Source organism: Microtetraspora malaysiensis, assembly GCF_001528665.1.
GTDB lineage: Bacteria > Actinomycetota > Actinomycetes > Streptosporangiales > Streptosporangiaceae > Microtetraspora_A > Microtetraspora_A malaysiensis.
In genome coordinates this window covers 388,996-405,497 of record NZ_BBYJ01000017.1, presented here as the reverse complement: position 1 = coordinate 405,497, position 16,502 = coordinate 388,996, and the positions used below count along the sequence as shown (strand labels likewise).

Sequence of the window (16,502 nt, the reverse complement as noted above, 5' to 3'; positions counted from 1 at the left end):
TGTGCGGTCTCCAACTCGCCCTGAGGTCGCCTCTGCCCCGCGCACGCACCGCGCCGTCGCCGGGCACGGCACGGCAGCGGCACGGCACGGGCTCGGCGTGGGCTCGGCGTGGGCACAGCATCGCGAAAGGACCGCGGGGAGCGCCCAATAGGCTGGCCGCATGGCACCCCGCGAGCATCGGATCACTCTCCTCGGCAAACCCGGCTGTCACCTCTGCGACGACGCGCGCGCCGTCATCGAGCGCGTGGCCGCGGAACTCGGCGTGCCGTGGGAGGAGCGGGACATCACCGCCTCTGAGGAGGATTACGCCAAGTACTGGGAGATGATCCCGGTCACCCTGGTCGACGGGGTCCAGCACGACTTCTGGCGGGTGGACGAGGCCCGCCTGCGCGCGGCGCTGACCGCCTGACGGTCACACCTTCGGGACGAGGGGATCCGGGCGCGTCCCGAAGGTGAGTACCGGCAGCCGCTCCCCCGCCTACCTGAACGCGGTCGGGAGAGGAACCACCTTGGCGGCGTTCACGCTCAGCTCGATGACGTTGGCGGCCAGGACCAGCGCGGTGCGCTCGGTGGCGAACCGCTCCATGTGCGGCTGGCGCTGGTGCTCGGTGTATCCCACCTCGTCACGGTAGAGCTCGTACACGATGCGCTGGAGCGGCGCCGACTTCACGCTGTGGCAGACGAAGACGAGCGTGTCCGGCTCGTTGCGCAGCACGGCCTCGACCGTCTCCTCGGCGAGCTTGTCGAACGCGTCACCCGCCCCGTCCATCAGCGTGAACACGGTGAGCAGGCCGTAGATATTGGGCGACGGCCGGACCGAGCCGCCCTGTCCCCGGGAGGCGGCGGCCGCGCCGGCGAAGCCGGCCGCCATGCCGGCCCCCATGCCGGCCGCCGGGTCCGCGCCGGGGAGCATCGTGCCGGTGGCGGGCATGGTGTACTCGGGGCGGCCACCCTGCGGCCGGCCGTGCTCCGAGGGGCCCGGCGGCATGGTGTACTCCGGCCCGCCCTGGGGCGCCGGGCGGTCGGCCTCCGCCGCCTGGGGCGGCATCGTGTACTCCCGTCCGCGCGCGCCGCCGTACGCGTCCTGCCCGGCCTGAGGGCCGGCGGGCCGGGCGGCGAACCCGTCCGACGGCTGCATGCGCGCCGCGTAGTCGACGTCGCCCTGCTCGCCCGCGCGATATTCGGCGACGAGGTCCCCGAGCCCGGAGCGTCGCGGAGGAGCCGACGCCGACGGCTCGGCCCGGTTTTCGGCCCGGCTTTCGGCCCCCCGCGCGCCCCGCCGCGACCAGCCGTCCTCCGGCTGCTCGGCCCCGGCGTCTTCTTCCTCGTCCTCGTACGGCGCGAGCGGCCGGGCGAGAGCGAACCAGACGCCTCCGACGGTGGCGGCCATCGCGGCGACCACGACGATCCCGGGGAGCGTGAACTCCAGCGCGGCGGAGACGGCGATGCCGCCCGGCGCGAGCGCGACCGTCGCGTTCATGTTGTCGAGGTCGTAGTCGTCGCCGTTGCGCCCGCGCAGCACCGCGATCACGAGCCAGATCACCAGCATCCCGATGACGCCGATGTGGACGGCGCGCAGAAGCCACTCGGGCCAGATGTCCCAGAAGACATCGGCCGCCGGGAACTCCTTCGTGAACGCCTGGGTGACCGGGTCGATCAGCATGATGACCGCGCCCAGGCCCGTCAACGCGCCGCCGAAGAGCCATGCGGCGAAACGGGGGAACGGCTTCCTGGCGATGAGCTGGGCGATGCCGACGGCGAGCCAGAGCGGGGCGACGAGCGATCCGGTGATCTGGAACAACCGGAAGATCACGACCCCGTACCCGAGCAACTGGCCTACGGCGATCAATCCCAGCGAGAGGCATGTCGCCCCCGTGGTGACACCCCACGCGACCAGCCATCCCGACGGCTTCTCGCGGATACGACCGACGACGACGCCGGTGGTGATGGCGGCGAGAACGGCGCCGGCGAACGCGATGACAGCGACAAGGACTTCCATGGTGGACCTTATGCTGCCGGACTTCGCGCGCCGACTGGTAGCCGATGGATCGCCCCGTTACGCGAAGTGATTACGGTTAGCGGCGGATTGTGTTATCTCGCGATGATTTCTAGAGTGTTCGAGCACGCCGACTCCCCTCCCCCAATGGGATAACCGGATGCCGACATCGTGGCCGTTCGCCGGGCTCTCCCCTCCAGCCGCTGGAGTGGTGCGGCTGGCGCCCCCCGCCGCCCCCGCGGCGGCGCAGCTCGAACACGACGAGATGCGCACGCTGGTCCTGCGCGCCAAGACCGGCGACACCGAGGCGTTCGGTGTGCTCTACGACCGTTACGTCGACCTCGTCTACCGCTACGTCTTCTTCCGGGTGGGCTCGCACGCGCTCGCCGAGGACCTGACGAGCGACACCTTCCTGCGCGCCCTGCGCGGCATCGCCGACTTCACCTGGCAGGGGCGCGACTTCGGCGCCTGGCTGGTCACCATCGCCAGGAACCTGGTCACCGACCACTTCAAGTCCGGACGGAGCCGGCTCGAAGTCTGTACGGCCGAAATCCAGGACACCCCCCTCGACGGCCAGCACATCCCGGAGAACGCCGTCGTCGCCAGCATGGTGAACGAGCACGTGCTCCGGGCGATCAAACGACTCAATCCCGAGCAGCAGGAGTGCGTCGTGCTGCGCTTCCTGCACGGTATGTCACTTGCGGAGACCGCCATGATCATGGGCAAGCAGAGCGGCGCGATCAAGGCGCTCCAGTTCCGCGCGATCAAGGCCCTGGCCCGCGCGCTGCCCAAAGATCTCGGTTAGCTCACGTGCCGTAACCCTGGCCCGGTCACCTCGTTGGGCAGGGCACAGGCGTGGATCGGCAACGGGGGATCTCGGGAGCGTTCATGGGCTGGTGGCGGCCGGGGCGCCGGCGACGGGCCAGGCGGACGGGGCGTGCCGCCGACCGGGTCGCCGCGCGGATCGCCGACGCCGGCTCACGGGCCGGCGACGGCCCCCGCCCCGACTTCCGCGCCCGCCTCCGCGCGGACCTGATGAAGGCGCACGCCGCCGAGCGCGGGCCCGTCGCCGAGCCCCCCGCCGAGCGGCCCGAGCCGCGCCGCCGCCCCTCCCTCCTCGTACGGCTCCGCCCGCTCGCGGTGTTCTCCGTGCTCCTGGGCGTGATGTTCGCCACCGGCGCCCGCGCGTACGACTCGGTGCCCGGGGACCTGCTCTACCCGCTGAAGCGGGCGGCGGAGGCGACCGTGCTGCGGCTGGCGGTGAGCGACGCCGAGCTGGCCAGGCGGGAGATGACGGCCGCGCGGCAGCGGGCGGCGGAGGCGGCGACACTGGCCGGCGCGGAGGGACCCGACCGGGACCGGCTCATCACCCAGGCCCTCGACGACATGGCGCGTACGACCCGGTCCGCGCTCGGCCGGGTCAAGCCGCGCGGCGACAAGCCCGACAAGGAGGTGGGGCGGTTCGCCCGCGAGCAGCGGACGATGGTGGAGCCGATCCTTCCTAAGCTCGATCAGGAGAACCGCGACAAGGCGACCAAATACCTCACCTATATCGACACCTTCAGCACTCCCGTCCAGTGATACCGGTCGTGTGGAATCACCATGGAATACGGTCACTCGGTGCTAACACCGCGTACACCGTCATCCGGCATCCGGCCGGTTAAGCTGAGGCCCTATGAGGCGGCTAATGCGACGACGGGAAGCGGCGGAGATCGCGGGCGAGGTGGCGGCCGCGGCGGTGGTCCCCACTCCGAGCGTTGAGCCGGACCCGACGGCGGCGGCGTTCTTCGACGTGGACAACACGATGATGCGCGGCGCCTCGATCTACCACTTCGCGCGCGGCCTGGCCGCGCGCGGTCTGTTCACCACGAACGACCTGGTGCGGTTCGCCCTCGGCCAGGCCTGGTTCCGGGTGCGGGGCAACGAGAACCCCGACCACATCGCCAAGGCGAAGGAGACGGCGCTGGCCTTCGTCGCCGGTCTCAAGGTCGACGAGGTGGTGCACCTCGGCGAGGAGATCTACGACGAGGTCATGTCCGACCGCATCTGGGCCGGGACCCGCGCGCTGGCGCAGGCCCACCTGGATCTGGGCCAGCGGGTGTGGCTGGTCACCGCGACCCCGGTCGAGCTGGCCCGGGTGATCGCCCAGCGGCTCGGCCTGACCGGCGCGCTCGGCACGGTGGCCGAGACGGCGGACGGCGTCTACACCGGCAGGCTCGTCGGCGACCTGCTGCACGGCCCGGCCAAGGCGGAGGCGATTCGGGCGCTGGCCCGCAGGGAGGGCCTCGACCTGTCCCACTGCTCGGCCTACAGCGACTCGGCCAACGACCTGCCCATGCTGTCGCTGGTCGGCAGCCCCTGCGCGGTCAACCCCGACAGCGAACTGCGCGAGCACGCGAAGGAGAACGGCTGGCGGATCCGCGACTTCCGCACCGGGCGGAAGGCGACGCTGATCGGCCTGCCGATCGCCGCGACGGCGGGCGCGGTGGCGGGGGGCATCGCGGCCGGCATCGCGCTGCGCAAGCACTACCGCTCGTCCTGACCGTCGTTCAGGGGCGAAGAGTCACCAGGACGCGAGCCGGGCGGTCCGGTCGAGGAAGTCGTCCAGCACCTCGTTGACGACGTCCGGCCGCTCGAACCCGATCATGTGACCGGCGCCGGGGACGATCGTCAGCCGCGCGCCGGGCAGCGACTCGGCGATCCTGCGGCTGTGAGAGGGAGGGGTGACGCGGTCGTCCTCCCCGACCATGACGAGCGTCTCGATCGGACGGAGCGCCGCGAGCGCGGCCAGCTTGTCGTGGACGCGGAGGCCGCGGAAGAAGCCGACCATCACCTCGGTCGGCGTCGCCGCCGCGATGTCGGTGACGAACCGCACGTGGTCGGGGCGCGCGCCGCCGCCGAACGCCATGAACCGCGCGACCGGCGTGTGGGCGCGGGTCTTCAGCGCCACGCTGCGGTCGATCCAGTCCGCGCGGGCGAGCATGCCGTCGAACACGATCGGGGTGATCAGCCCGGCGATCCGTCCCACCGGCCAAGGAAGGCCGAACGCGTGCCGGGACAGGTCCCCGGACGACGTGCTCAGCAGGGCGACACCCTTCACCCGGGAGGCGAGCAGCTCCGGATGCCGGGCGGCGAACGCCATGATGCTCATGCCGCCCATCGAGTGGCCGACCAGCACCACCGGCACCCCTTCGGGTACGGCCTGCTCGATGACCGCCGCCAGGTCGTCGCCCAGCCGGTCGATCGTGCAGTCGTCGATCGGCCCGGCGGAGGAGGCGCCGTGCCCGCGCTGGTCGTAGAAGACGAGCGTGGCCGGATGGCCGGCCAGGGCCTCGCGCTGGAGGTGCCAGCAGTGGCGGTTCATCATCCAGCCGTGCGCGAACACCACGGCCACCTCGGGATCCGGATGCTCGTCGACGTCGGCGGCGAGGTGCACACCATCATCGGTGATCACGGTCATCGGCTTGCCCACGAGGCAGCCGAGCCGGGAGTCGTCCACCACGTCCGGTACGGTCTCCGCCCGCCGCCGGACGACTCCGGCGGCGTACCCCAGTGCCATGCCGGCGAGCAGTACTTTCCGTTTTATCCCGCTTTGGTGCATGATGTGCTCCTCTTGGTGAGGAACACCATAGCGACCGGTAGCTGGCATTGTTAGCCCCATGGACCCATAAGCCCGGGTAAAAATCGCCAGATCAGAGGCCCGAGGCGTCAGCCGGAGTCATCTGCCGGGAGGCCGGAGGCGCGGAACAAAGTGACGTTCGCGGTGTAGGTGGCGTCGCGGTCCCCTTGCGGAATGTACGTCAGCGCGAGGGCCTGGCGGCTCGCCTTCATCGTGAAGTCGCCCTCCTGGCTACACCTGGCGCCTTCGGTGATGGTCTCGTGCAGGGTGAACTGCCCGTCCGGGGCGCGGCCGGTCAGGACGAGACCCCCGCTGCACCCCAGGTCCGGATATCTGACGGCCGCCGTGCGGGAACCGGTCCGGATGGTCACGACCATGGGCCTGGTCTTGCCGTTGCTCTGCGCCAGCGCCCCCTTCCACACGCCCTCGAAGGCACGGGAGAAGCGGTACGTCGCCGGGTCCGCGGACGCGGACGCCTTCGCTGCCGCGGGAGTGGGGGGGACGGTGCCGCCGGTGACGCTCGCGGCCTGCCCGGTCCCGGCGGGCACCCTCGTGAGCCAGAAGGCGGCTCCCGCCGCGAGCGCGAGAACGGCGGCGCCGCCGGCGAGGACGTACCCCCGATTGACCCGACCCGCCCGTTGCCTTCGCCCGGCGGGACTCTCGGCGGAGCGTGACGCGTCCCGCGGCACGGAGGCGGAGGCGGAGGCGGCCGTAGGCTCGGCCGACCCGAGCAGCCGCATCAGCACTTCCTGCATGGCCGGACGCTCCGCCGGTTCCTTGGCCAGGCACCGGCGCACCAGGGAGCGCAACGGCTCCGGCACCCCGTCGATCTCGGGCTCGGCGTTGATCACCCGGTAAAGGGCCGCGGGAGCCGAGTCGGCCGCGAAGGGAGAGCGCCCCGTGGCGGCGAACGCGACCACCGCTCCCCAGGCGAAGACGTCGACCGAGGGACCGATCGGGGCCCCGGCGATCTGCTCGGGCGCCATGTACGCCGGAGTTCCGATGACCTGGCTGCTGACCGTGGCCGTCGCGTCGAGGGCTCGGGCGATCCCGAAGTCGATCACTCGTGGGCCGTCCTGGCTGAGCAGCACGTTTCCGGGCTTGAAGTCCCGATGCACCAACCCCGTCTCGTGGATGGCCGTGAGAGCGGTGGCGGTCCCGACGGCGAGCCGGTGCAGGGCCGCCCCGCTTCGCGGACCGTTCCGGTTCACGTCGTCCTGGAGGGACGGGCCGTCCACGAACTCGGTGACGATGTACGGCGGGTTCGACCAGAGGTCCGCGGTGAGGAACTGGGCGGTGCAGAAGGAGGCCACCCGCTGCGCGACGGTCACCTCCCGGGCGAAGCGCTCGCGGGTCGTGTCGTCGTGGGCGATCTCTGGTCGGAGAATCTTGACCGCCACGGCGGCCCCTCCGCCGTCCGTCCCGAGATAGACGATGCCCTGCCCTCCGGCCCCGAGGCGCCGGATCAGCCGGTAGGGACCGATGGACGGGGGATCGCCTGGCTGCAGACCATCTGATGCCGTCATCCGTACGCCCCCGTCGAATGGCGGTGCTGGAATGGGGAAAGCCTCGCGAAGCACCGGCGCTTCCCGATCCACACTAGGGCAGCGCGTGATCCGCTGTCATGTCAGAAGAACGACGGGAAGGCGGGGCCACGGCGCAGCCGCAGCGCGTCGACCCGGCTCTGGATCGTCTCGCGCACCTGGTCCGTGAGGTTGAAGACCAGCATGGGGTCATCGGCGTCGATGGGGTCGTAGTGGTCAGTCATGATCGGCTCGCCGAACTCGATCAGCCACTTGGACGGCAGCGGCACCAGCCCGAGCGGCCCGAGCCACGGGAAGAACGGCGTGATCGGCAGGTACGGCAGGCCGAGCAGCCGGGCCAGCGCGGGAACATCGCCGACCTTGGGATAGATCTCCTCGGCGCCGACGATCGCGCACGGGATGATCGGCACACCGGCCCGGATCGCCGACGCGGCGAAGCCGCCCCTGCCGAACCGCTGCAGCTTGTACCGATCGGAGAACGGCTTGCCGACGCCTTTGAACCCCTCGGGGAAGACGCCGACCAGCTCGCCCTTGCGCAGCAGACGGTCGGCGTCCTCGGGGCAGGCGAGCGTGTGCCCGTTCTTGCGGGCCAGATGGGCGAGGACGGGGAGCTGGTAGACGAGGTCGGCCCCGAGCAGCCGGACCGGCCGGTGCGCCTCATCGTGCAGCGCGACCTGCAGCATCAGCGCGTCGACCGGCAGCGTCCCCGAGTGGTTCGCGACGACCAGCGCCCCCGACTCGGCGGGAATGTTCTGGAGGCCGCTGGTCTCGACCCGGAACCAGTGCCGGTAGAACGGCCGGAGCAGTTCGAGCAGGACCTTGTCGTTGAGCTCGGGGTCGAACCCGAACTCGTCCACCTCGTACTCGCCGGTGACGCGGCGGCGCAGGAAGGCCAGCAGCTCGGCGAGCCGCTCCTCGCCGGGCCGTTCCCGTGCGTCCCCGGGAACGCCGGGTGAGCCCTCCTCGGAGGTACGCGTCACGTCACACACGCCTTACTGCTCGTCCTTGTACGGAGCCGGCCGCCCCGGCGCGAAATCGGACAGCCGGTCGGCCAGCGCGGCGGTGAGCCCGCCGGAGCCGCCGCGCGAACGGAGGAAGTCCTCGAAGGCCGCGGCCGTGCCGAACTTGGGCTGCCATCCGAGCTCTCGGACGAGCCGCCCGCAGTCCACGACCCGGCCGTGGCACATCAGCGCGAGCTGCTCGGGTGAGAAGTCCACCCGGCCCGCGGCTCGCGCCGCCTCTCCCAGGAGGCGGAAGAGCGGCGACGGAACGGGCAGCGAGAACCGCCCCGCCCGCCGCAGGCACTGCGACAGCAGAAGCACGCCGTCGCCCGCCACGTTGAACGTGCCAGGGTGGTCCTCAAGGGCCATCCGGCGCAGCACCTCGACCCCGTCGTCCTCATGGACGAACTGCAACCGGGGGTCGAAGCCGAGCACGGTCGGCGGGACCGGCTGCGTGAAGTACCGGGTGAGGGGCGTGTCCACCCCGGGTCCCATGAAGTCGGCGAAACGCAGCGTCGAGGTGACCACGTCGGGACGCCGCCTGGCGAGGCCCCGGACGTAGCCCTCGACGTCGCCGGCGTCCTTGGCGTACCCCGAGGGCGGCGCCTCGACGGGCTCGCCGTCCTCGGTGAAGACGGCGGGGTCGTTCGGCGCCGAGCCGTAGACGGCGGTCGTGGACCGCACCACCACCCTGCGCACAGTCGTCGAGCGCTGACACGCGCCGAGCAGCTGCATCGTGCCGATGACGTTGTGCTCTTTCGCGGCGGAACGGCTCCGCGAGGAACCGCTCATCAGGCTCACGTGCACGACGACGTCGACGTCCGCCGCCGCGATGACCTGCGCGATATCGGGACTGCGCAGATCGACGCGGACGAACTCGGTGCGACCGGCATGGCAGCCGCCGTCTCGGGCCGCCGACGGAGGTGGAACCGTGTCCACCCCGATGACCCGACCGACGCCCGGTTCGGCGGCGAGCGCACTCGCCACCCGTGCTCCGATGTGGCGCGAGACCCCGGTGACCAGCACGGTGTGGGTCATCGTCGCCTCACTGGGGGACTGGTGGGGGAATAACGGTTCACGGTCGCCCGGCCCCGCGGGACCGGTGCGCGCTCCGTACTTCTACTACTTCTTGTTACGCCGCTGGATGCGGGTCTTCTTGAGCAGCTTGCGGTGCTTCTTCTTGGCCATGCGCTTGCGGCGCTTCTTGATCACAGAGCCCACGGGACCCCCAGGTGAAGGTAGAGAATGCCAGACCGATGCGCGAGCGCACACCGGCACAACAGACTACCGGCGATCCACGGTCGATCGCCCCCTGGGGGACACCGCGTGGCCGATGCCGGATCCCGCGCCTGGTCAGCGCGGGTCCGCACCGCCTCGGCGTGTCATCCAGCCTCGATGAACGCCTCTCTGAGATAGTCGTGTACCGCCTGTTCGGGCACCCTGAAGGATCGGCCGACACGGATGGCCGGCAGCTCACCTGAGTGGACGAGCCGGTACACCGTCATCTTGGACACTCGCATGACCGTGGCGACTTCCGCCACCGTCAGGAACTTCACCTCGCTGAGAGGTCTTTCGCCTGCACCCATCGGACGCCTCTTCCGCACGTGTTTCCGGGTTATCCCCACTGGTGCCATCGCTCACGCACGTGTACTTCCGTCAGCGTAAGTCGGGACTGCGAGAAGGCAAACCCCCCATTTCATCAGTCACCGCGACCCTATGCCGCCAATATGGAGAAAGTGGCTGGTAGCGGACGGCGAAATGCCCCCTGCCCCGGCCGCGGAACGAGCCAACTTCTCTCCCACAAGAGTCGCCCCGGCACACGAAAGAGTCGGCAAAGGTGGGGCAGAGCGCGACAAAGGGGAGTGCGAAATACGCGAAACGGACGGTCCGCAGCGCGATCAGAGGTGAGACGCGATCCTGGCCACGAGGTAGTCCGTCAGCGGACCGTAATATCTCGGCAACACGTTGTCGTCGAGCGGCACCGCGACAGCGATCTTCCCCTCCGCCTGGCCGATGAAGAGGGCCGGGTCGTTGCTGTCCGCGAAGCCCACCGTCTCGACGCCCGCCTCGCCCGCGGCGCCCGCCCAGCCGTGATCGGCGATCACGAAGTCGGGCCGCGCCTCGGCCAGGATGGCGCGCATCGGGTCGGGGTCGTGCGTGTGCACCAGGGCGGCGCCGTCGTCCAGCATCGCGACGTTGTCGAGATAGCGGATCCGCCGTACGCGTCCGAGCCCGTTCCCCATGTAGCTCCACCTCTCGGCCGGAGTGAGGAGAGTGGCGCCGTGGGAGCGGGCGAACCGGGCGAGGGCGAGATGGATCGTGAGCAGGCCCGTGGGGTGGCCGGTGGCGATGACGATACGGGGGTTCCCCCTGTCCAGCACCTGGCCGACGCGGTCGCCCATCGCCTCGATCGCGTCGATGGTGAGGTCGGGGTCGATGGTGTCCTGGCCCTCCCGGTGCTCCGGGTCGGCCGCGACGCCCACCGACTTGGCCATCTGCTCCAGCACGTCCCGGAAGGTCCACTCGCCGGAGAACGAGAGGCCGAACGTGTAGCGGGGGTCGCGGTTGGCCAGGGAGCGGTAGTTGTCGAGGTTGTTCTCGCGCGGCGTGGCGACGTCGCCCGCGATACGCGTCCTGATCAGGTGGTCACGGAGATCGGTGCGGGAGGGAGCGTTCACAGGTGCCACAGCGCTCCTGGCGCGGCCGGGATTCCCGTCATGGCAGAGGATCCAATCCGTGGAGGGGGAAGACGGCCTTCCTTGTGGCCACGATGGCCCGGTCGATCGGGTCGGCCGGGTCGTAGCCGTCGCGGAAGTCGGAGTACGCCGGGTGGCGGCCGTCCGTCATCGACAGCGGGGGCACCTCGCCGGTCCGCTCGGTGACCAGGGTCCGCCAGCTCGCGGGCGTCGGCGTGGACGGCTCGACGGGGTGCCCGGACGCCTCCGCGATCAGGTGGGTCCACGCGCGCGGCACCACCTGGACCAGCTCGTATCCCCCGCCGCCGGTGACGACCCACCGGCCGCCCGCCGTCTCGTGCGCGAGCCGGTGCAGCGCGGCGTAGGCCGTGCGCTGGCCGTCCAGGCTGAGCATGAGGTTGGCCAGCGGGTCGAGGGCGTGGCTGTCGCATCCGTGCTGGGTGACGAGGATCTCGGGGCCGAACTCGCGCAGCAGCGGCGGCACGACCGCGTGGAAGGCGCGCAGCCAGCCGGCGTCCCCGCACCCCGCGGGCAGCGCCACGTTGACCGCGCTGCCGTCCGCCCCGGTCTCGCTCGGGAAGCCGGTGCCGGGGAAGAGTGTGCGCGGGCTCTCGTGCAGGCTGATCGTGAGCACCCGGGGGTCGTCGTAGAACGCGGCCTGCACGCCGTCGCCGTGGTGGACGTCCACGTCCACGTACGCCACCCGCTCCACTCCCTGGGAGAGCAGCCAGGCGATCGCGACGGCGGGGTCGTTGTAGACGCAGAACCCGCTGGCCATGCCCGCCATCGCGTGGTGCAGACCGCCCGCGACGTTGACGGCGTGCGCCGACTCTCCCGCCCACACCGACCTCGCGGCCTCGATCGACGCCCCCGTGATCAGTGCGGACGCCTCGTGAACCCCGGTGAACGCGGGATTGTCTGCCGTGCCGAGTCCGCAGCCGAGATCGGGCCGGCCGGTCTTCGACACCGCCTTGACCGCCTCGATGTAGTCGCGGCGGTGGACCAGCGCGATCTCGTCGTCGCTCGCCGGGGCGCATCCGGCCACCTCGACGCGGTCGAGCACACCGAGGTCGCGGGCGAGCGCCATGGTCAGCTCCACCCGTACGGGGGCGAGCGGATGGCCGGGGCCGAAGTCGTACGACGTCAGCGCGTCGTCCCAGAGCACGCGGACGGAGCCGCATCCTTGCCCGCCGGTACTCTCGATCATGCCGCCGCCTCCTCGCCGCACGATCGTGACGCTACCGTACGGGCCCGGCCGTGACTCCGCCCCCTCGTGACATACGCCACTCATCCCGAGTTGTACCGAAATATCGGCAAAAAGCGGTGGCGCCGCGGAAGGCCGGCCTCCTCCCCCAGCGCCTATGAGCGGACGGTCTCCCCGACCGGGGCGGCGCGACGGAGGCCCCGGATCGCGGGGACGCCGAGCAGGAAGGCGATGCCGACCAGCCCGACCACGAAGCCGGCCGCCAGCACGTTCTCCGCGCCGAGCCGTTCCGCCGCCGGACCCGCCAGCGCCTGACCCAGCGGAAGGCTCAGCACCGACCCCGCCACCTCGTACGCCGTCACCCGGTTCAGCACGTCCTGGCTGACCTGGGTCTGCACGCTGGTCGCCCACATCACCGACCAGAACCCCCACACCGATCCGGTGACCGCGAACGCCGCCGCGAGCACCGGCAGCGGCATGTGCAGGGCGAGGGAGAGCGGCTCGAAGAAGTACAGCGTCATCGCGATCGCCCCGGCCATCAGCGGACGCGACGGCCGGAACCAGACGGCGACGAGGCCGCCGACGACCGTTCCCGCCCCGGCCGCCGACATGATCCAGCCGTACGCGCCGCGGCCGTGGCCCTCCGTGATCAGCGCCGCGCCCAGGGGGATGAGCGGGCCGAAGACGAGCACGCCGTAGACCGACCAGATGATGATGACGCTCCACATCCAGGTGCGGGAGCGGAACTCGTCCCACCCCTCGCGCAGGTTGCGCAGCATCGACGAGCCCGGCTCCGTGCTGGGCAGCGGCCGTACGCGCATGAGCAGCAGGCAGACGGCGCTCACCGCGAACGTCGCCGCGTCCACGACGAAGACCAGCCCGGCGCCGCCGAGGCCGACGAGGACGCCCGCCAGCGCGGGGCCGAGCAGCTGGGCGATCGCGTCCGCCACACGCAGCGTGGCGTTGGCACGTTGCAGGTCCGACGCCACGTGCGGGACCATGCTGCTCACGCCCGGTTGGAACATCGCGGCGGCGGCGCCGCTGATCGCCGACAGGGCCACGATCTGCCACAGCCGCGGCGTTCCGGCCGCGAAGGCCGCGGCCATCACCGACTGGCTGACCAGCCGCACCAGGTCGGCGGCGATCATCATCCGCCGGGCGGTGAACCGGTCGGCGAAGACGCCGCCGAAGAGGATCAGCGCGCCGAACGGCGCCATCCACGACGCGAGCACGAACCCGACGCCGGACGGGCCGTACCCCGCGCCGAGCACGGCCAGCGAGATCGCGACGGGCAGCATGGTGTCGCCGAGCATCGACACCGCGCGCCCGGTGAAGTAGAACCCGAAATCAGGCGTCCAGAGCGGTCGCCGCCCCACCCCCGCCACCGCCTGTACGGCTCCCGCCACGTCGACCTCACCGCTCACGCCCCGATGCCAGCAGCGGAATCATGCCGTCCGGACCGGAAGGTTTCCTAATGGTTTTCCCGGCGTGTTGCCGGTGAGGGCCGTCACGACCTGTGCGGGATCAGCCGGAGGCGAGCTGACGACTGCGGTCCCTGGCCGCCTCGATGGCGTCGAGGAAGGCGGCCCGGACCTTGTGGCGTTCGAGCTCGGCGATGGCGGCGATGGTCGTCCCGCCCGGCGACGTGACCGCCTCGCGCAGGATCACCGGGTGCTCCCCCGAGTCGCGCAGCATGATCGCGGCGCCGACGATCGACTGGGTGACCATGTCGAGGGCGGCGGCGCGCGGCATGCCGAGCAGGATCCCGGCGTCCACCATGGCCTCGACCAGGTAGAAGAAGTAGGCCGGGCCGCTGCCCGACAGCGCGGTCGCGGCGTCCTGCTGCGACTCGGGGATGCGCAGGACCTTGCCGACCGGCTTGAGCAGGGCCTCCGTGCGCTCCAGGTGGCGCTCGCCGGCGTGCGCTCCGGGCGAGATGACGCTCATCGCCTCGTCGACCAGGACCGGCGTGTTGGACATGACGCGGACCACCGGCACCGCCTCGCCCAGCCTGGACTCCACGAAGGCCGTGGTGATCCCCGCCGCCACCGTGATCACCAGCCGGTCGGCGGGGACGTACGGGGCGATCTCGGCGAGCAGGGTCCCCATGTCCTGCGGCTTGACCGCGAGGATGATCGTCTCAGCGGCCTTGGCCGCCTCGGCGTTGGAGACGACGCGCACGCCGTAACTCTCGCGCAGCGCCGCCGCCCGGTCCTCGCGCCGCGCGGTCGCCATGATCTCGTTCGGCGGCAGCCCGGCCCGAACCAGCCCGGAGAGCAGCGCCTCGCCCATCTTGCCGGTGCCGAGAATCGCGATCATGACCATTCCTCGCTGGTAGGGACATCCGCCCGCAGCTTACCGACGACGGCGGCGCGCCCGGCGCGCGCAGGTCACGGCGTACGGCGGCGCAGCGTGGCCGCGCCGAGGACGAGCGCCAGGACCGCGCACCCGGCCACGATCAGGATGTCGCGGACCAGCACGCCGGTGACATCGCCGGTCCGCGCGACCTCCTGCATCGCCTCCACCGCGTACGAGAGCGGCATGACGTCGGAGAGCCGCTCCAGCCAGGACGCCATGGCGTCACGGGGGACGACGAGCCCGCACAGCAGCGACTGCGGCAGCACGACCGCGGGCATGAACTGCACCGCCTGGAACTCGGTGCGGGCGAAGGCGCTGAAGAACAGGCCGAGCGCCATGCCCAGCAGCGAGTCGAGCACGGCCACCAGGACCAGCAGCCACACGGAGCCGGCGACCTCCAGGCCGAGCCAGGTCAGGGAGATGGCGAGCACCACCGCGACCTGGGCCGCGGCCACCGCCCCGAACGCGAGGGCGTAGCCGAGCAGCAGGTCGAAGCGGCCGAGCGGCCCGGCCATCAGCCGTTCGAGCGTGCCGGTCGCCCGCTCACGCTGGGTCGTGATCGAGGTGACCATGAACATCACGATGAACGGGAAGATGCCGAGCAGCGTCGGCCCCAGCCGGTCGAACGACGCCGGGTCGTCGATGACGTACCTGAGCAGGATCATCAGCACGCTCGGCACGCCGACCAGCAGCGCGAGCGTGCGGCGGTCGTGGCGGAGCTGGGCGAGGATCCGGCCCGCCGTGGCGAGGGTGATCGTCAGGCTCATCGGACGCGCTCCGCCTTCTCCTTGACGAGGCGCAGAAACGCCTCTTCCAAATCCGTGGTCCCGGCGCGCTCGCGCAGCCCGTCGGGGCTTCCGTCCGCGAGGATCTCGCCCTCCCGCAGGATGATCAGCCGCTGGCATCGGGCCGCTTCGTCCATGACGTGACTGGAGACGACCAGGGTCACACCGCGCTCCGCGAGGCTCTGGAAGAGCCCCCAGAGGTCCTGGCGCAGCACGGGGTCGAGGCCAACGGTCGGCTCGTCGAGCACCAGCAGCTCGGGCGAGCCGAGCAGCGCGACGGCCAGGCTGGCCCGGCCGAGCTGGCCGCCGGAGAGCGAGCCGGCGAGCTGCCTGCCCGCGCCGGCGAGGCCGACCTCCTCCAGCACGCGCTCGGCGTCGTCCTTGCCCGCCCCGAGGACCGCCGCGAAGTAGCGCAGGTTCTCCAGCACCGTCAGATCCCGATATATGGCGGCACTCTGCGTCGAATAACCGATCTTTCGGCGGAGGGCGGGGCCGCCTGCCGGCTCGCCGAGCACCGTCACCTCACCGCTCGTGACGATCTGCACGCCGACGATCGAGCGGATCAGCGTCGTCTTCCCGCATCCGCTGGGCCCGAGCAGGCCGGTCACCTGCCCGCGCGGCACCTCGAAGGTGAGGCCGTGCAGGACCTCGGCCCCGCCCCGTACGACCCGCAGGTCGCGTACGGCGATCGCCGGTCCGGGTAAATTCATCATGCGTTGAAATTAAACCCGCGTCGCGGGCGCCGTCAACAGGGGGTCGAACCGACCGGACGGCCATCTCGTTTAATGAGATATGCGAAGGTTCTTGGCGATAACGCTCCTGCTCATGGCGGCGGCGTGCGGGCAACCGCCGTCCGGATCGTCTTCATCGTCCGCGCCGCCGCCCGGGGGGCACGACGCGGACCAGCCGACCAGCGCGCCGGCGGGCACGGAACCCGGGCACGGGAGTCCCGCGCCGCAGACGCCGATGGGTCACACACTCAACCCCCGGAAGATCGCGTGGACCAGCGTGACGCCGTCCGCGGACGGCCGGTCGCTCGCGGTCGTCTGGTGGTCGGGCGTCGCCCCGTGCACCGTGCTCGACCGGGTCGAGGTGGAGGAGAGCGCCACGCGGGTCACGGTCACCCTCTACGAGGGCCGCGACCCGCGCCACCCCGACACCGCCTGCATCGCCATCGCGCTGGAGAAGACGACCACGGCGCGGCTCGCCGCCCCGCTCGACGGCCGCGAGGTGGTCGACGGCGCCAAATGATGAACCGGCCGGAAGACCGCTCCGTCAATACGGTCATGCGTACGATTC

Annotated in this window: 18 protein-coding genes; 5 read left to right on the top strand and 13 right to left on the bottom strand. The window is 71.2% G+C overall.

Annotated features, from left to right (window positions below; genetic code table 11):
• Positions 1 to 160 precede the first annotated feature (160 nt).
• Positions 161 to 409 (top strand): glutaredoxin family protein, encoded by a 249-nt coding sequence (locus AWQ71_RS23525; RefSeq protein ID WP_067136675.1) that lies wholly within the window; start codon positions 161 to 163, stop codon positions 407 to 409.
• Between the two features lie 69 nt (positions 410 to 478).
• Here AWQ71_RS23525 and AWQ71_RS23520 read toward each other — a convergent pair whose 3' ends face one another.
• Positions 479 to 1,999: a putative quinol monooxygenase gene (locus tag AWQ71_RS23520; protein WP_067136673.1), complete on the bottom strand. Its 1,521-nt coding sequence runs from the start codon at positions 1,997 to 1,999 to the stop codon at positions 479 to 481.
• A 157-nt stretch (positions 2,000 to 2,156) separates the two neighbouring features.
• On the opposite strand from AWQ71_RS23520, the gene AWQ71_RS23515 reads away from it, so the two are divergent.
• From AWQ71_RS23515 to AWQ71_RS23505, 3 genes are all read left to right on the top strand, one after another.
• Positions 2,157 to 2,801 carry a sigma-70 family RNA polymerase sigma factor gene (locus AWQ71_RS23515; protein ID WP_067136671.1) on the top strand — a complete coding sequence of 215 codons (645 nt, stop codon included), beginning with the start codon at positions 2,157 to 2,159 and terminating at the stop codon, positions 2,799 to 2,801.
• A gap of 50 nt (positions 2,802 to 2,851) precedes the next feature.
• Positions 2,852 to 3,577, top strand: a complete 726-nt coding sequence (locus tag AWQ71_RS23510; protein ID WP_157570511.1) for a DUF5667 domain-containing protein — start codon at positions 2,852 to 2,854, stop codon at positions 3,575 to 3,577.
• A gap of 94 nt (positions 3,578 to 3,671) precedes the next feature.
• Positions 3,672 to 4,538, top strand: a complete 867-nt coding sequence (locus AWQ71_RS23505) for an HAD family hydrolase (RefSeq protein WP_067136667.1) — start codon at positions 3,672 to 3,674, stop codon at positions 4,536 to 4,538.
• A gap of 21 nt (positions 4,539 to 4,559) precedes the next feature.
• Here the strand turns inward: AWQ71_RS23505 and AWQ71_RS23500 are convergent, their stop codons facing one another.
• The 12 genes from AWQ71_RS23500 to AWQ71_RS23450 form a co-directional block, all read right to left on the bottom strand.
• The gene (locus AWQ71_RS23500) at positions 4,560 to 5,597 is read right to left on the bottom strand and encodes an alpha/beta fold hydrolase (RefSeq protein WP_067136664.1); all 1,038 of its coding nucleotides are present in this window, start codon (positions 5,595 to 5,597) and stop codon (positions 4,560 to 4,562) included.
• 107 nt (positions 5,598 to 5,704) lie between these two features.
• Entirely contained in the window at positions 5,705 to 7,141 is a 1,437-nt protein-coding gene (locus AWQ71_RS23495) for a serine/threonine-protein kinase (RefSeq protein WP_067136662.1), read from the bottom strand.
• Between the two features lie 101 nt (positions 7,142 to 7,242).
• Positions 7,243 to 8,139 carry a lysophospholipid acyltransferase family protein gene (locus AWQ71_RS23490; protein ID WP_067136660.1) on the bottom strand — a complete coding sequence of 299 codons (897 nt, stop codon included), beginning with the start codon at positions 8,137 to 8,139 and terminating at the stop codon, positions 7,243 to 7,245.
• Between the two features lie 12 nt (positions 8,140 to 8,151).
• The gene (locus AWQ71_RS23485) at positions 8,152 to 9,198 is read right to left on the bottom strand and encodes an NAD-dependent epimerase/dehydratase family protein (RefSeq protein ID WP_067136658.1); all 1,047 of its coding nucleotides are present in this window, start codon (positions 9,196 to 9,198) and stop codon (positions 8,152 to 8,154) included.
• 84 nt (positions 9,199 to 9,282) lie between these two features.
• Positions 9,283 to 9,381, bottom strand: coding sequence for a 30S ribosomal protein bS22 (locus tag AWQ71_RS40460; RefSeq protein ID WP_018654693.1), 99 nt, complete (start codon positions 9,379 to 9,381; stop codon positions 9,283 to 9,285).
• A 161-nt stretch (positions 9,382 to 9,542) separates the two neighbouring features.
• Positions 9,543 to 9,746 carry a helix-turn-helix domain-containing protein gene (locus tag AWQ71_RS23480; RefSeq protein ID WP_067136656.1) on the bottom strand — a complete coding sequence of 68 codons (204 nt, stop codon included), beginning with the start codon at positions 9,744 to 9,746 and terminating at the stop codon, positions 9,543 to 9,545.
• Positions 9,747 to 10,058: 312 nt separating this feature from the next.
• Positions 10,059 to 10,838, bottom strand: a complete 780-nt coding sequence (locus AWQ71_RS23475; RefSeq protein ID WP_157570509.1) for a phosphatase — start codon at positions 10,836 to 10,838, stop codon at positions 10,059 to 10,061.
• A 37-nt stretch (positions 10,839 to 10,875) separates the two neighbouring features.
• Positions 10,876 to 12,063, bottom strand: coding sequence for an acetoin utilization protein AcuC (locus tag AWQ71_RS23470; RefSeq protein ID WP_439650374.1), 1,188 nt, complete (start codon positions 12,061 to 12,063; stop codon positions 10,876 to 10,878).
• A 152-nt stretch (positions 12,064 to 12,215) separates the two neighbouring features.
• On the bottom strand, positions 12,216 to 13,484 hold the full coding sequence (locus tag AWQ71_RS23465) for an MFS transporter (RefSeq protein WP_245658426.1): 1,269 nt from the start codon (positions 13,482 to 13,484) through the stop codon (positions 12,216 to 12,218).
• 100 nt (positions 13,485 to 13,584) lie between these two features.
• Positions 13,585 to 14,379, bottom strand: coding sequence for a pyrroline-5-carboxylate reductase (gene proC, locus AWQ71_RS23460; RefSeq protein ID WP_084259187.1), 795 nt, complete (start codon positions 14,377 to 14,379; stop codon positions 13,585 to 13,587).
• A 71-nt stretch (positions 14,380 to 14,450) separates the two neighbouring features.
• Entirely contained in the window at positions 14,451 to 15,185 is a 735-nt protein-coding gene (locus tag AWQ71_RS23455; RefSeq protein WP_067136650.1) for an ABC transporter permease, read from the bottom strand.
• The gene (locus AWQ71_RS23450; protein WP_218001919.1) at positions 15,182 to 15,916 is read right to left on the bottom strand and encodes an ABC transporter ATP-binding protein; all 735 of its coding nucleotides are present in this window, start codon (positions 15,914 to 15,916) and stop codon (positions 15,182 to 15,184) included. Before AWQ71_RS23450 ends, AWQ71_RS23455 begins: the two co-directional genes overlap by 4 nt.
• Before the next feature lie 253 nt (positions 15,917 to 16,169).
• On the opposite strand from AWQ71_RS23450, the gene AWQ71_RS23445 reads away from it, so the two are divergent.
• Complete coding sequence (locus AWQ71_RS23445; RefSeq protein ID WP_174550752.1) at positions 16,170 to 16,454, top strand: hypothetical protein; 285 nt, start codon at positions 16,170 to 16,172, stop codon at positions 16,452 to 16,454.
• Positions 16,455 to 16,502 lie beyond the last annotated feature (48 nt).

Excerpts from the sequence above, each read along its gene's own strand:
- AWQ71_RS23445 (WP_174550752.1), top strand. The coding sequence starts at position 16,170 with ATGGGTCACACACTCAACCCCCGGAAGATCGCGTGGACCAGCGTGACG.
- AWQ71_RS23520 (WP_067136673.1), bottom strand. The coding sequence starts at position 1,999 with ATGGAAGTCCTTGTCGCTGTCATCGCGTTCGCCGGCGCCGTTCTCGCC.
- proC (WP_084259187.1), bottom strand. The coding sequence starts at position 14,379 with ATGATCGCGATTCTCGGCACCGGCAAGATGGGCGAGGCGCTGCTCTCC.
- AWQ71_RS23470 (WP_439650374.1), bottom strand. The coding sequence starts at position 12,063 with ATGATCGAGAGTACCGGCGGGCAAGGATGCGGCTCCGTCCGCGTGCTC.
- AWQ71_RS23525 (WP_067136675.1), top strand. The coding sequence starts at position 161 with ATGGCACCCCGCGAGCATCGGATCACTCTCCTCGGCAAACCCGGCTGT.
- AWQ71_RS23450 (WP_218001919.1), bottom strand. The coding sequence starts at position 15,916 with ATGATGAATTTACCCGGACCGGCGATCGCCGTACGCGACCTGCGGGTC.
- AWQ71_RS23485 (WP_067136658.1), bottom strand. The coding sequence starts at position 9,198 with ATGACCCACACCGTGCTGGTCACCGGGGTCTCGCGCCACATCGGAGCA.
- AWQ71_RS23480 (WP_067136656.1), bottom strand. The coding sequence starts at position 9,746 with ATGGGTGCAGGCGAAAGACCTCTCAGCGAGGTGAAGTTCCTGACGGTG.
- AWQ71_RS23455 (WP_067136650.1), bottom strand. The coding sequence starts at position 15,185 with ATGAGCCTGACGATCACCCTCGCCACGGCGGGCCGGATCCTCGCCCAG.
- AWQ71_RS23500 (WP_067136664.1), bottom strand. The coding sequence starts at position 5,597 with ATGCACCAAAGCGGGATAAAACGGAAAGTACTGCTCGCCGGCATGGCA.
- AWQ71_RS23515 (WP_067136671.1), top strand. The coding sequence starts at position 2,157 with ATGCCGACATCGTGGCCGTTCGCCGGGCTCTCCCCTCCAGCCGCTGGA.
- AWQ71_RS23505 (WP_067136667.1), top strand. The coding sequence starts at position 3,672 with ATGAGGCGGCTAATGCGACGACGGGAAGCGGCGGAGATCGCGGGCGAG.
- AWQ71_RS23495 (WP_067136662.1), bottom strand. The coding sequence starts at position 7,141 with ATGACGGCATCAGATGGTCTGCAGCCAGGCGATCCCCCGTCCATCGGT.